Origin of the sequence: Phyllobacterium chamaecytisi, assembly GCF_020164455.1 — a bacterium.
Taxonomy (GTDB): Bacteria; Pseudomonadota; Alphaproteobacteria; order Rhizobiales; family Rhizobiaceae; genus Phyllobacterium; species Phyllobacterium chamaecytisi.
In genome coordinates this window covers 77,143-90,423 of the sequence record NZ_JAIQWW010000001.1, presented here as the reverse complement: position 1 = coordinate 90,423, position 13,281 = coordinate 77,143, and the positions used below count along the sequence as shown (strand labels likewise).

General features: G+C 57.0%; 10 protein-coding genes, 1 tRNA gene and 1 riboswitch. Of the genes, 4 read left to right on the top strand and 7 right to left on the bottom strand.

Features of this window, described 5'->3' with window-relative positions:
* Positions 1-464 precede the first annotated feature (464 nt).
* A riboswitch (cobalamin riboswitch) is annotated at positions 465-676 on the top strand.
* A 267-nt stretch (positions 677-943) separates the two neighbouring features.
* Genes LB462_RS00395 through LB462_RS00385 form a run of 3 tightly spaced genes read left to right on the top strand, consistent with a single transcriptional unit; the run spans position 944 to position 3,711 of the window.
* A complete protein-coding gene (locus LB462_RS00395; RefSeq protein WP_224505464.1) occupies positions 944-1,750 on the top strand; it encodes an ABC transporter ATP-binding protein in 807 nt (268 codons plus the stop codon).
* Positions 1,750-2,697 carry an ABC transporter substrate-binding protein gene (locus tag LB462_RS00390; RefSeq protein ID WP_224505463.1) on the top strand — a complete coding sequence of 316 codons (948 nt, stop codon included), beginning with the start codon at positions 1,750-1,752 and terminating at the stop codon, positions 2,695-2,697. The genes LB462_RS00395 and LB462_RS00390 overlap by 1 nt, the downstream gene beginning before the upstream one ends.
* A 39-nt stretch (positions 2,698-2,736) precedes the next feature.
* A complete protein-coding gene (locus tag LB462_RS00385; RefSeq protein WP_224506009.1) occupies positions 2,737-3,711 on the top strand; it encodes a FecCD family ABC transporter permease in 975 nt (324 codons plus the stop codon).
* Here LB462_RS00385 and cysQ read toward each other — a convergent pair.
* The 6 genes from cysQ to LB462_RS00355 form a co-directional block, all read right to left on the bottom strand.
* The gene (cysQ, locus tag LB462_RS00380; RefSeq protein WP_224506008.1) at positions 3,708-4,511 is read right to left on the bottom strand and encodes a 3'(2'),5'-bisphosphate nucleotidase CysQ; all 804 of its coding nucleotides are present in this window, start codon (positions 4,509-4,511) and stop codon (positions 3,708-3,710) included. The two genes, LB462_RS00385 and cysQ, sit on opposite strands and share 4 nt — an antisense overlap.
* Before the next feature lie 64 nt (positions 4,512-4,575).
* Positions 4,576-6,459, bottom strand: a complete 1,884-nt coding sequence (gene nodQ / locus LB462_RS00375; RefSeq protein WP_370637049.1) for a bifunctional sulfate adenylyltransferase/adenylyl-sulfate kinase NodQ — start codon at positions 6,457-6,459, stop codon at positions 4,576-4,578.
* 65 nt (positions 6,460-6,524) lie between these two features.
* Positions 6,525-7,430 carry a sulfate adenylyltransferase subunit CysD gene (cysD, locus tag LB462_RS00370; protein ID WP_224505461.1) on the bottom strand — a complete coding sequence of 302 codons (906 nt, stop codon included), beginning with the start codon at positions 7,428-7,430 and terminating at the stop codon, positions 6,525-6,527.
* Positions 7,431-7,831: 401 nt separating this feature from the next.
* On the bottom strand, positions 7,832-8,290 hold the full coding sequence (locus tag LB462_RS00365) for an RbsD/FucU family protein (protein ID WP_224505460.1): 459 nt from the start codon (positions 8,288-8,290) through the stop codon (positions 7,832-7,834).
* A 21-nt stretch (positions 8,291-8,311) separates the two neighbouring features.
* Positions 8,312-9,241 (bottom strand): ribokinase, encoded by a 930-nt coding sequence (rbsK, locus tag LB462_RS00360; RefSeq protein WP_224505459.1) that lies wholly within the window; start codon positions 9,239-9,241, stop codon positions 8,312-8,314.
* Positions 9,242-9,323: 82 nt separating this feature from the next.
* Positions 9,324-9,398: transfer RNA gene (locus LB462_RS00355), tRNA-Gln, on the bottom strand.
* A 521-nt stretch (positions 9,399-9,919) separates the two neighbouring features.
* On the opposite strand from LB462_RS00355, the gene LB462_RS00350 reads away from it, so the two are divergent.
* Positions 9,920-10,915, top strand: coding sequence for an MraY family glycosyltransferase (locus tag LB462_RS00350; RefSeq protein WP_224505458.1), 996 nt, complete (start codon positions 9,920-9,922; stop codon positions 10,913-10,915).
* Positions 10,916-10,918: 3 nt separating this feature from the next.
* Here LB462_RS00350 and LB462_RS00345 read toward each other — a convergent pair whose 3' ends face one another.
* Entirely contained in the window at positions 10,919-12,787 is a 1,869-nt protein-coding gene (locus tag LB462_RS00345) for a polysaccharide biosynthesis protein (protein WP_224505457.1), read from the bottom strand.
* Positions 12,788-13,281: the final 494 nt, after the last annotated feature.

Sequence of the window (13,281 nt, the reverse complement as noted above, 5' to 3'; positions counted from 1 at the left end):
TGTTAAATGTCCCTGCCAATTATTTTAGCACATCAGACCGTTGCCGCATAAACGGGCTTGGCCACACAACTTGGAACGCCGTCGCGACCTGACGAATGCAACCCTGCATCCGTTGCCGCCAAGGTCGATCACAGGCACCTTCGTCGAGTTTTGTGAGTGAAGCAGAAAACAACCGAGCCAGCCGGTGTATCGGAGATGATAGGCCTCTCCGAGCTAGAGCAAGGGCCTTGCTCGCAAGACAGGAGGTGACGCTATGTGGTTTCTACCACTGCGTATCACCCTGGAATTGAAAAAGACCCGGACGAGTTGGTCAATAACGGTCCGGGTCCACTTTCAATAAAACCAGGAAAACGGAAGGCAGGCGAAAGCTTGCCTTCCACTCCCTTCCCAAACATAGCATTTCTCGACTTTTTTCCAAGCTCTATGTGTTTCAGCGAAAGAGGTTCCCTTCGAACGTTCTTTCCTCTACTGGTTATTGTGATGGTTTCTCCGGCAAGACAACGCTGGAGATGAAAAGGGAACACGGTGAGGCGTACCCAAAAGGGACCGAGACCGTGGCTGCCCCCGCAACTGTAAGCGGTGAGTGAGGCTCAATAGCGCCACTGGTGAAAACCGGGAAGGCCGGGCCAAACCGAGACCCGCGAGCCAGGAGACCTGCCATCAATACTGAAATTCGAACCGGACGGGGTGTGCCGGGAGCGATGCGATGTTTCCCGCTGCAACGGTCCCCTTCGCGGGTCCGTGCCTGATGGCTACATTGTCCGTTCCCTGATCCCGTCGCTAGCAGATGGACGGGAATGAGCACCCCAAAGATTTTCTCCCGCGTCAGGCCAGTTCTTGCCTTCATCACATCGCCGCTCTTTACATACGTTATAACGTTACGTAATGGAGGTGCTGCGCGCTGCGACTTTTGCCGCGTTTCAGCATCCGGAGGACTTCACTCATGAGTCATATCGTGCTCAACGCCGAGGTCGTGACTTATCGCATCGCCGGCGAGACCCTGGTCGACAAGGCATCCTTGACGATCGAATGCGGTGCACGCCTGGCGATCATCGGACCGAACGGCGCCGGCAAGTCGACCTTGTTACGCATGCTGGCAGGTCTTCTCCAGCCGGCTTTCGGCGATATCACACTCCGTGGCAGAAGCGTCAGCCATTTGACACCGCTTGAGCGTGCCCGGCAGTTTGCCTTTGTCGGCCAGAACGACACGCCGGCGCTGCAACTTTCCGTCGAGGATTATGTCTCTCTCGGCCGTATTCCGCATATCGGCGCCTTTAGCAAGGCACGGGAACGCGAGATCGTGGCCGAAGCATTGCATCGCGCGAAGATCGCGCAGTTTTCGCGACGCGCCATCGGATCGCTGTCGGGCGGCGAGCGTCAGCGCGTACAGTTGGCGCGGGCCATTGCCCAACAACCGGCTGTGCTATTCCTTGATGAACCAACCAACCATCTCGACCCCAGGGCGCGCAGCGAGTTGCTGTCACTGGTCGCCGGACTTGACGTGACGACGATCGCGGTCTTGCACGATCTGCCTTTGGTCGCGCCCTTTGCAACGCATGTCGCAGTCATGCACAACGCCCGGGTAGTGGCCACCGGCACCCCCGATGAAACGCTGACGCCGCGCATTGTCGGCGATGTGTTCGACCTCGACGTGCTTCGCCTGCGCCATCCATCGCAGAACCGCGACCTCATGGTGTTCGAGACGCCAGAACCATCGCCATCAGTCCACCCCCACGCACGGAGCATTTGATGAAAAAGACAATTCTCGTCCTCGCACTCACCATATTGTCGACGCCCGCGTTCGCGTTCCCCGTCACTGTCGACAATTGCGGTAAACCGCTGACTTTCGATGCAGCACCAAAACGAGCCGTGATTCAGGATCTCAATATGAGCGAGATGGCCTTCGCACTCGGCCTGCAATCGTCAATGGTCGGTGTGACCGGCATCACAGGCTGGTACAAGGTGGATGACGCCTTCAAGAAGCAGCTTGGTGCAATCCCGGAGCTCGCTTCCAAGGAACCGACGGTGGAAAACCTCGTCGCCGCCAACCCCGATTTCTTCTTTGCCGGCTGGTACTATGGGATGAAACCCGGCGGCGATGTGACGCCGGATACGCTTTTGCCCTACGGCATCAAGACCCTCGTCTTGACCGAGAGCTGCGTGCACCTCGACAAGAATCGCCCGGCCGCCTCGATGGATCTGCTCTATGGCGACATAACAAAACTCGGCAAGATTTTCGGCAAGGAACACCAGGCTGAGGCACTGGTTTCCGGCTGGAAGACACAGCTCGCGGAGATCAAAAAGAGAATCAGCAGCAGCGGCGAAACCCGTGTTTTCCTTTATGATTCCGGCGAGGACAAGCCCTTCACTGCAGGCAAGTTCGCAATGCCGACGGCACTCATCAGCGAGGCCGGCGGTACCAACATCATGTCCGACATGGAGACGAGTTGGGGCACGACGTCATGGGAAACCGTCGCGGCGCGCAACCCGCAATTCCTTATCCTGCTCGATTATCAGGATGGTGCAGGCTATCAGAAGCTGCTCGACTTCCTCAAATCGCATCCCGCGATGAAAGAAACCGATGCGGTGAAGAATGTGCGTTTCGTGGCACTGCGCTATGCCGAGCTCACGCCGGGTCCGGCCAATATCGAAGCCATCGGAAAGATCGCCAAGGCCATGCATCCGGAAGCTTTCTGAGTGCAAGCCCGACAACGCATTTCGCTCGTGGCAGGGGTGATGCTGGTCATCGCCCTCGCTCTGCTATCCATCGCCTACGGCTCGACTGTTATACCCTTGGGTGATGTGCTGAATGCCTTCTCTCATGCGGCTGGTCTCAGCGATCTGAACACAACGATACCAATCGAACGCATTGTCGTCGATCTGCGCTTGCCGCGCGTCATACTGGCCATCTGCGTCGGCGCTGGGCTCGGCATTGTCGGCGCGATGTTGCAGACGGTAACGCGTAACGATCTCGCCGACCCATTCCTGTTCGGGCTATCATCGGGTGCCGCAGCCGGTGCGGTTTCGGTAATCAGCATTTTCGGCGACCGCTTCGGCATCTGGACGCTGCCAATCGCTGCCTTCATTGGCGGCATGCTCGCTGCGATCATTGTGCTGTTGCTGGTGCGCCGCGTCCAGGGTCAGGGGCCGGAACGCATGATCCTTGCCGGCCTTGCCGTCTCGTTCCTGTTTGCCGCACTCACCAACTACATGGTGTTTTCGGGTGATCAGCGCGCCGCCCATTCCGTCCTGTTCTGGACGCTTGGAGGGCTCGGCCTCGCACGCTGGGAAAACCTGCCGCTGGCATTGCTAGGCCTAACCGCAATTCTCATCCACGCGCTCTATAACCATCGCAACCTCGATGCGTTTCTCGCCGGCGAAAATACGGCCGAAAGCCTGGGCGTCCGCGTCAACCGTACACGCAACACAGTCTTCATCGTCTGCGCATTTTCAACAGCGATCTTCGTTTCGGTCGCAGGCGTCATCGGTTTTGTCGGCCTGATGATTCCGCACATCGCCCGGCGTTTTGCCGGTCAGCTTCATGCGGGCCTGATCCTCACCTGCGCACTGCTCGGCGCAACGTTGATCCTCCTTAGCGACCTTGCCGCACGGCTCCTGCTCGCGCCGCAGGAACTGCCGATCGGCATCGTTACGAGCTCCGTCGGGGCGTTCTTCGTGGTGACGCTGCTGTTGCGCAAGCGGTCGGGCTAGAGCCTGCCGCGTGCCACGAAGCTGGGATTGGCGAAATCCGCATCATTGGTCTGGTTGCGGCGGCCATAGGTCAGCGGCTTGCCGTCAAGGGTCAGCGTGATGCCGCCCGCGGCGCGCAGAACCGCGTCACCTGCCGCCGTGTCCCATTCCATCGTCCGGCTGAGCCGCGGATAGATGTCCGCTTCGCCGCGCGCCAACAGCCCGAACTTGATCGATGAGCCAACCGAGACGCAATCGGCGATGGCGAAATCCTTCAAGTATTCATCGGTTTCCGGCGTACGATGCGAGCGGCTGGCGACGGCAATCATTTCCGTCGGCGCAGTCCGGCACGAAATGCTGTTGCGCGTGGTCACGCTTCCGGTGGAATCGACGGTCACTTCCTGCGCGCCGTTCGGGCCGCCGGTAAACAGCCACCCGCGTACCGGAGCATAGACGATGCCCAGCACCGGAACGCCGCCTTCGATCAGGGCGATGTTTACAGTGAAGTCACCATTGCGATTGACGAACTCACGTGTGCCATCGAGGGGGTCGACCAGATAAAAACGGTCGCCGAGATCACCTGGCACATGCCCGCCGGAAATCTCTTCCTCCGCCACGATCGGAATGTCGGGCGTTGCCTGGCGCAGCGCTTCGAGGATGATCACTTCCGCGGCGCGGTCTGCCGCCGTGACCGGCGAATTGTCGTCTTTCAACGCGACATCGCAGCCTTCTATGTAGATGCGCAGAATTTCGCGTCCAGCGGCGATCGCTGTGGATTCAAAGGTCGTGAGAAGAGCGGAATAATTGAATTGCGAGAGCATTGTCACGGGATTTCCAGTTGTTGCGCTGTTTATCTCCCCCCTTGTGGGGAAGAGATAGCCAGAGCTAGATCGACCACGAACTTTGATCGTAGTTGAAGATAATACCGTGCTCTACAAGAAGCTTTTCAACCTCTGACGCCAGCTCTTCCGTCGTCCGGCCAACTGTCTTCAAATGCAGTTCCGGATTCTCAGGCGCTTCATAGGGCGAGTCCACGCCGGTGAAGTTCTTGATCTCACCACGCAGTGCCTTGGCATACAATCCCTTGGGATCGCGCTTCGCACATTCCTCAAACGGCGTATCGACAAAGACCTCGAGAAATTCGCCTTCACCGAGCAGTTCGCGCACCATGCGGCGCTCGGAAGCGAACGGCGAAATGAACGATACGAGCACAATCAATCCGGCGTCCGCCATCAGCTTGGCCACCTCGCCGACACGGCGGATGTTCTCGACGCGGTCTTCTTCGGTAAAGCCAAGATCGCGATTGAGACCATGACGGACATTGTCGCCATCGAGAATATAGGTGTGCTTTCCGAGTGACGACAGGCGCTTCTCGACCAGATTGGCGATCGTCGATTTGCCGGAACCCGATAGGCCGGTAAACCACACGACCGCGGGTTTCTGGTCTTTTTGAGCGGCGCGTGATGCCTTGTCGACGTCGAGCGCCTGCCAATGCACATTGGAAGCACGGCGTAGCGCAAAGTCGATCATGCCGGCGCCGACCGTCGCATTGGTCAGGCGGTCGATTAGGATGAACGAACCTGTCGAGCGGTTCGACTTGTAGGGATCGAAGGCGATTGGCTCCTGCGTCGAGATATTGACGACGCCAACTTCATTCAGGTCAAGCGATTTGGCTGCTTCCTGCGCGAAACTATTGATATCGATTCGATATTTGAGATCGGTAATCGTCGCAGTGACCTGATCGGTTTCCGTCCGCAGGATATAGGATCGCCCCGGGATCAGCGCATGCTCGGCGAACCACACGACGTTGGCGGCGAACTGGTCCGCAACGTCAGGCCGAGCTTCGGGTGCGACCAGCATATTGCCGCGCGAAACCTCGATCTCGTCATCGAGAACGATCGTGACCGCTTCGCCCTCGCCTGCAGACTTGAGGTCGCCGTCCCAAGTGACGATACGCTTGACCCGCGAAGACTTGCCGGATTTGGCGACGACGACTTCGTCGCCCGGCGCAACGCTGCCCGAGGCAATGGTGCCGGAAAAACCGCGGAAGTCGAGGTTGGGCCGGTTGACGAACTGAACCGGAAAGCGGAACGGACGTGCGTCATCCGCGCTTTCCAACGGCACGTTCTCCAGATGCTGCAACAGCGCCGGTCCCTTGTACCAGGGCAGATTGGCCGATGGCCCAATGACATTGTCGCCAAAGCGCGCCGAAAGCGGGATGGCCTGTATTGTCTTGAATCCGAGTTTGCTGGCAAACTCCTGATAATCCGCAACAATCTTGTCGAAGACGTCCTGTGAATAATCCACGAGATCGATCTTGTTGACGGCAAGAATGATGTTGCGAATACCAAGCAGAGACGCGATGAAACTGTGGCGCCGCGTCTGGCGCAGGATGCCCTGCCGCGCATCGACCAGCACAATTGCGAGGTCCGCAGTCGAAGCCCCAGTCGCCATGTTGCGCGTGTATTGTTCATGGCCAGGTGTGTCGGCGACGATGAACTTGCGCTTCGGCGTCGAGAAGAAGCGATAGGCGACGTCGATGGTGATGCCTTGCTCGCGTTCAGCTTCCAGCCCGTCTACCAATAGGGCGAAATCAATATCTTCGCCATTGGTGCCATGCTTGCGGCTATCCTTGGTCAGCGCTGCCAGCTGGTCCTCGAAGATCAGCTTGGTATCGTAAAGCAGACGTCCGATGAGCGTGGATTTGCCATCGTCCACGGAGCCGCAAGTGAGAAACCGCAGCAGCGATTTCTTTTCCTGCTCGACCATATAGGCGCTGATTTCTTCGGCGGCTGAAGCTGCAGGCGAAATCTTGATCTGTCCTAGCTTAGACATCAGAAATAGCCCTCACGCTTCTTCTTCTCCATGGAGCCCGCCTCGTCCTTGTCAATCATGCGTCCCTGCCGCTCGGAGGTGCGCGAGACGAGCATTTCGCTCACGATTTCCGGCAGCGTTGCCGCCTCGGACTCAACAGCCCCCGTCAGAGGATAGCAGCCAAGCGTGCGGAACCGCACCATTTTCTGCTGCAGCACTTCGCCGGGAAGCAGTTGCATCCTTTCATCGTCGCGCATGATCAGCATGCCGTCACGCTCGACAACCGGACGCCTCGCGGCAAAGTACAGCGGAACGATCGGAATTTCCTCCTGCATGACATATTGCCAGATATCGAGTTCGGTCCAGTTGGAGATTGGAAACACGCGGATGGATTCACCTTTGGCGACGCGGGTATTGTAGATCTTCCACATTTCCGGCCGCTGGTTCTTCGGGTCCCAGGAATGCTGCGCATTGCGGAACGAGAAAATCCGCTCCTTGGCCCGAGACTTTTCTTCGTCACGGCGTGCGCCACCAAAGGCCGCATCGAACCCGTATTTGTCGAGTGCCTGCCGCAGTGCGACGGTTTTCATGATGTGCGTATGCGTGTTGGAGCCATGCGTGAAGGGACCGATGCCCTGCTCGATGCCTTCCTGATTGCTGTGAACCAGAAGATCGAAGCCAAGTCGCTGAGCTTCTGAATCACGAAATGCGATCATCTCCTTGAATTTCCACGTGCTATCGACGTGGAGGAATGGAAATGGCGGCTTGGCCGGATAGAAGGCCTTCATCGCCAGATGCAGCATGACGGACGAATCCTTGCCGATCGAATAAAGCATCACGGGATTGGAGAACGTCGCCGCGACCTCACGAAAAATATGGATTGCTTCGGCTTCAAGACGCTGGAGATGCGTCAGGTTCTTGGTCATGAAAATTACTATCCACTCTCGCTGCCAGCATCAGGCGCAACGAATATCAACTGAATCACGCGGCGTATCAATATCGCCATTGCTCGCGGCAACATAGTGGAAGGGCGATATTTAAGGAAAGGATGGTTTCACAAGGGATACGAAATACGCGCCAATTTATTGCCGTGAACGACATTTTATCAGAATGCGATTCCATAGCAGTGCAACGCCGGAGTCCAGCTTTTTTAAAACATACAATCCGTGGAAAATTGATCCCGGATTTTGGGCGACTTTGGAAGACCTATTGAGAATTCAGCTTGATGAGACAGCTGGTGTGGTTTTCGAGAACCGGGGCGCAGTGGACATTCTCGTCCATGAGCACCGGAAGCACAGAAAATCGCATCAGATGGCCGTCAGGTGGATTATCGAAGGTCTTCCGGTGGGATCACGCCCTTCGTCAGGATAAAACACCCATAAAACCGCCGCTCACCGGTGGCGATGACGCAATAGGCATTCTTCGCATGTTCATAGAAATCCATCCGGTCGATCGAGACCATTGGCCAATGCTTGCCTTCGGCGGCGTCGATCTCCGCCTGCATTTCTACCTGCACATCAGGGATCTCGTCGGGACTGCCAACGATTTCCATGCGCGCGGCGGCGTCATCGATGAACGTGTCGAGCGGCATGACCGAGAGAATGGCACGCGCGGCTCTCGGCGCGGTCACAGCGTCAATGCGCAACAGCCGGCCGAGCCGTGTCTGGCGCGCAATGGAATCCCCCGGAAAATTCGTATCGCATATGACCAGCCGATCGCCATGGCCCATAGCTCTCAGAGCGTAGAGCACATCCGCATTCAGCAATGGATCCAGATTCTTGAGCATGTTTCCTCCCGGTACGTCTGATTATTTCGTGTGATTTTGCAGGAATTGATCGAATTCTGCGGCTGTTGCATAGGACTTCTGTGTGCCTTCACGGGTAATCGAGTCAGCGGCATAGAGCGCCGCTTTCCTGAGCGAGGCCTCGAGCTCCCGGCCCTCCACGTAATAGCGAGCGAAGCTGCCAATGAAAGCATCGCCGGCGCCTGTCGTGTCTTTCGGCTTGACTTTGAGCGGCTCGATCAATGTCGAAGAACTTGCTGTGATCAGGCGCGCGCCGCGCGAGCCGAGCGTAACGATGACCGTGCGGATGCCCTTGTCGATCAGGGAACGCGCCGCCGTTTCAATCTCGGCATCTGTCCCGGTCAGCATACCCGTCAGCAGGGCCAGTTCGGTTTCGTTGGGAACGACGAAGGTTGCCTTGGTGACCTGTTTCGGATCGAGATCAGGCGCAGCGGGTGCCGGATTGAGGATCGTTTCGATGCCATGCCGATCAGCGAAGGTAATCGTGTAGTAGACTGTCTCGAGCGGCACTTCCAATTGCATCAGGATGAGGTCACAGCGCTTCAAATCTTCTGCAGCAGCATCGATATCGGCGGGCTTCAGATCATTGTTCGCGCCCTTGATGATAAAGATCGAGTTCTCGCCGCTTTCATCGACAAAGATCGGCGCAACGCCGCTCGATTTGCCCGTGACGGTTCCGACATGCGAGACGTCGATGCCGTTGCTCTTGAGGTTGTCGATGGTGCTTTGACCGAAAACGTCGTCGCCAACCTTGGTGACCATCATCACGTCGGCACCAAGTCTTGCCGCAGCGACCGCCTGATTGGCGCCCTTACCGCCAAATCCCATCGAAAATGCCGGCGCTTCCAAAGTTTCTCCCGGCGCAGGCATGCGGATGATCGATGTGACGAGATCGGTCATGTTGCTACCAACGACCGCGATGCGACGTGCCATATCTGTTTCCTCTCAATAGTCTTTTGCCAATGATCTATAGCAATGATTGGCCGGAAAGGAACAGGTCTTGTCATGAAATGACTGGCTGGGGCGGGAGGGTTCGAACCTCCGAATGGCGGTACCAAAAACCGCTGCCTTACCACTTGGCTACGCCCCAAAATGCCAGCGCCAATCAGAATATTCGGCGTGACAGCGCGGCCTTATAACCTCTGGTTCCAGCTTGTGCAATGTGAATGATTGGAGAGTTTGTGCTCTTCACAATTGTTTCCGCGTTTTCATGACCAATACCCAAGGAGCGGGGCATTGAACTTAAGTCGGGGTTCTGTTCAGAAATGCATATCGCTAGGCTGGAGCAGTATTGCGTTTTGACGGCGAAGCAGCAGCACCGTGCCAGCCGGTGCGATCAGGGGGATGGGCCTCCCTGGCTGAGGCATACGGCCAATATGCTGTCAAAACTTGGAGTGAAGCGAATGTGGTATCTACCGCTGAGCATCACCCTAGAACTGCAAAAGACCCGCACGAGCTGGACACTCAAGGTGCGGGTCTCATTTGCATTACTCTAGGATCGGAGGTGGGCTTCGGCCTGCCTCCTGTCCAAGCTAAAATATAACACTTCTCAGAAATTTTCCAAGAGTGCTAAGTGACCGCTCCGAGGTCGTATAATTACGGGAATCAGCATTGGCCGCCATCATCGCTCCTTTTCTTGCCGCTGCCGTCGCAAGTGCCCTCTTGCTGGCGATCATAATGCGGGCGCTTCCCGCAGATTTCCTCGGCGCGGCGGTGACCGAGCGCTCCAATCATACGCAGGCGGCGCGGCAATTGGGCGGCCTCGCCATCGTTCCAGTCATCATCGTTTCGCTGTGGATATTCGGCCCGTCGTCAGGCCTTGACCCGCAGTTTCTCAGCGCAACAACCATTGCAGCCGCCGTGCTATGGGTTGTGGGTTTCCTAGATGACCGCCGTCATCTGCCCGAGACAATCCGGCTGGCATCGCAACTCGCAGCCTCGGCGGTTGCAGTCCATGGGCTCGGGGCAGACTTTCGTCTGCTGCCGGAACTCATGCCTTTCCTTGTGGAGCGAGGCCTTCTCGTTCTCGCCCTCGTCTATTTCATCAACCTGACCAATTTCATGGACGGGCTCGACCTGATGGTCGTCTCAGGCCTCGGTATTCCTCTCGCCCTCCTTGCCGGCTTTGCGATCTTCGGACTTGCCACGCTCGGGACCGGCAGCCTTGCCGCTTCGATTGCAGGAGGGCTGTTAGGCTTTGCCGTCTTCAACCGGCCGAAAGCGAGCGTGTTTCTCGGTGATTCCGGCAGCTTGCCCATCGGCTTGCTCAGTGGCCTTGCCTTCTTTCGGCTTGGTCATGATCTGTCGATCTGGGCCGGGCTGATCCTCCCGCTGTTTTTTATCGCCGATGCAACATCGACGCTGTTTATGCGGCTTGCGGTCGGCGACAATATTTTCGCCGCGCATTCCAAGCACGCCTATCAGGTGGCGAAGCGCTCCGGCTGGTCGATCTGGGGCATCGTCATCAGCGTTGGCGTGCTCAATGTCATACTTGGAGCCTGCGCCATTGCAGCGGCACAACACGGTCTATTTCGTGCCGCAGGCATTGTCGTAGCGCTGATTGGCGTCGGGTTCGTCTTGCTCCGGTTTCGAGCCAAATTGCGCTAGGCTCTAGGACGTTGCGTACTCGAACAGAAGCTTGCGTACAGCATCGGCTTCCTGCCTTTCGATCAGCTGCCGCAACTCTGCGATCGCTTCGGGCAAATGGTTTACGGAATTGGCGCCGCGCTTGGCGCGCAGGATTTTGGAGTGGTTCGTCGGCGACACACCAGTCGGATCGTAGAACAGCTCTTCATGCAGTTTCTCGCCATCGCGTATGCCGACTGTGACGATTTCGATATCACCCTCCGGATGGAGGCTGTCCTTGATCGAAAGGCCGGCAAGAAGAATCATGTTTTCTGCAAGATCGCGAATGCGCACGGCTTCGCCCATTTCCAAGAGCAGAATATCCCCGCCCCCGGAAAGCGCTCCCGCCTGAATGATCAGTTCCGCAGCTTCGCGCACCGACATGAAATAGCGGGTCATATCGTCATGGGTAACCGTCAACGGACCGCCATGGGCAATTTGCTCGCGAAACAGCGGCACGACCGAACCGCTGGAACCGATCACATTGCCGAAGCGAACCGACGCGAATATCTGCCCGCTGCCCTGCCTGCTCGCCTCATCGCCATGATAGCGTACGATGAGCTCGGCCCATCGTTTGGTCGCGCCCATGACATTCGATGGCCGCACGGCTTTATCGGACGAAATGAGGACGAAATTTCTGACCCCTGCCTCGCGCGACAATGCGGCCAGCACCTCCGTACCGATCACATTGTTTCGCGCGCCCTCGACAACATTTTCCTCCACCAGCGGCACATGCTTATAGGCGGCACAATGATAGACATTCTCGATCTTATGCGCTGCAAGTACGCTTCTGATCAACGGCGCATCGGCGATCGAACCGAGCACCGGTACGATCAGACAATCGCTGACCGCGGCGAGCTCGCGATGGAGCTGATAGATGCTGTGCTCATTGACATCGAAAATGACCAGCTTCGCCGGTGCCAGCTTGACGATAGTGCGGCAAAGCTCCGACCCGATCGATCCGCCAGCGCCAGTCACGAGAATGGCGCGGTCTTCCACGGTCTTGTCGAGCAGGATAGGATCGGCCGGCACTGGCGAGCGGCCTAACAGGTCATCGATATCGATGTCGCGCAGATGGCTGATCAGGTATTTTCCTGCGGTCAGATCTGAAATCGCCGGGAGGATACGAACCTTGACATCGAGAGACTTCAACCTGCCGATCAGGCGGCGGCGCTGAATGCCGCTCAGTGACGAGGTCGTCACGATCATCTCGTTGATGCCGAAATTGTCGATGAGAGTCTCGAGCTGCGATGTCGGGTAAACACGGATACCAAGAATATCCATGCCATGCAGGCTCTTGTCGTCATCGACAAAACCCGCGACGAAGACTTCGTTTTGCGACCTCAAAGCGTTGGCCAATTGGCGGCCAGCATCGCCCGCCCCGAATATAAGACACTGCCGCGCCAGCAGCTTTTCACGCAAGGGGCTCCACAGCAGCCATTTTGCGGCAAAACGGCTGCCGCAGATGAGACCGATGCTCAGCACCCAATAGAGAAATGGTATGGCGCGCGGCACGCCTTCTGCGCCGGTCATTAGCGTCAGGAAGGCGAGGCAGACCCAGAGAATGACGGAGATCGTCACGGCCTGAATCATCGTCCAGATTGCCTTGTCAGGAAGGTAGCGGATGACAGACCGATACAGCCCGAAGCGCACGAACACCGGCAGACCAATCAGCGGCGCAGCGACCATCAACAAAGCTTGCTCGCTGTTCGGGATAAAAAATTCACCGAATCTCAGCAAATAGCTGAGCCAAATAGCGAAAGTCAGCGTAACCATGTCAAAAATGACAAGGAGTATCTGCTTGTAACGACGCGGCATCATCGAGACGCTTTGCCGAAAGATTTCCAATTTCATTAATCCTCAAGGTTCAAGGCAAAAAACGCAAGACCAGTAGCATAGGGCATCATAAATGCAATGCTCGTCTATCGATCAACCGGGACGTGCTTGGAAATCAACAGAAAACTCGATATATTGGGTGTCGGAGAGAGGGCAGGCTTGCGCCCGCCCTCCTTTCCTAGTTGATGAAATGGACCCGGATCGTGAGTTGCCAGCTCGTCCGGGTCTTTTTCATTTCTAGGGTGATGCTCAGTGGTAGATACCACATATCGCTTTCACCTCCGGTTTCCTGGCGAGGCCCTCGCCTCGGTCGAAGCGGCCTATCCCCTTCGAATGCACCGGCTGGCTCAATGCTGCTGCTTTCACCTGAAAACCTTCAAACCATGGTTGGATTGTTCACCGTGTGCAACGAATGCAGGGTTGCATCGACGCGCCCGAAACACGCTGCGAGGTTGTTACGGCCAGCCACTTCCAGCTGGCGGTTTATCCACCACCTATGGGGTGGCCTTAAA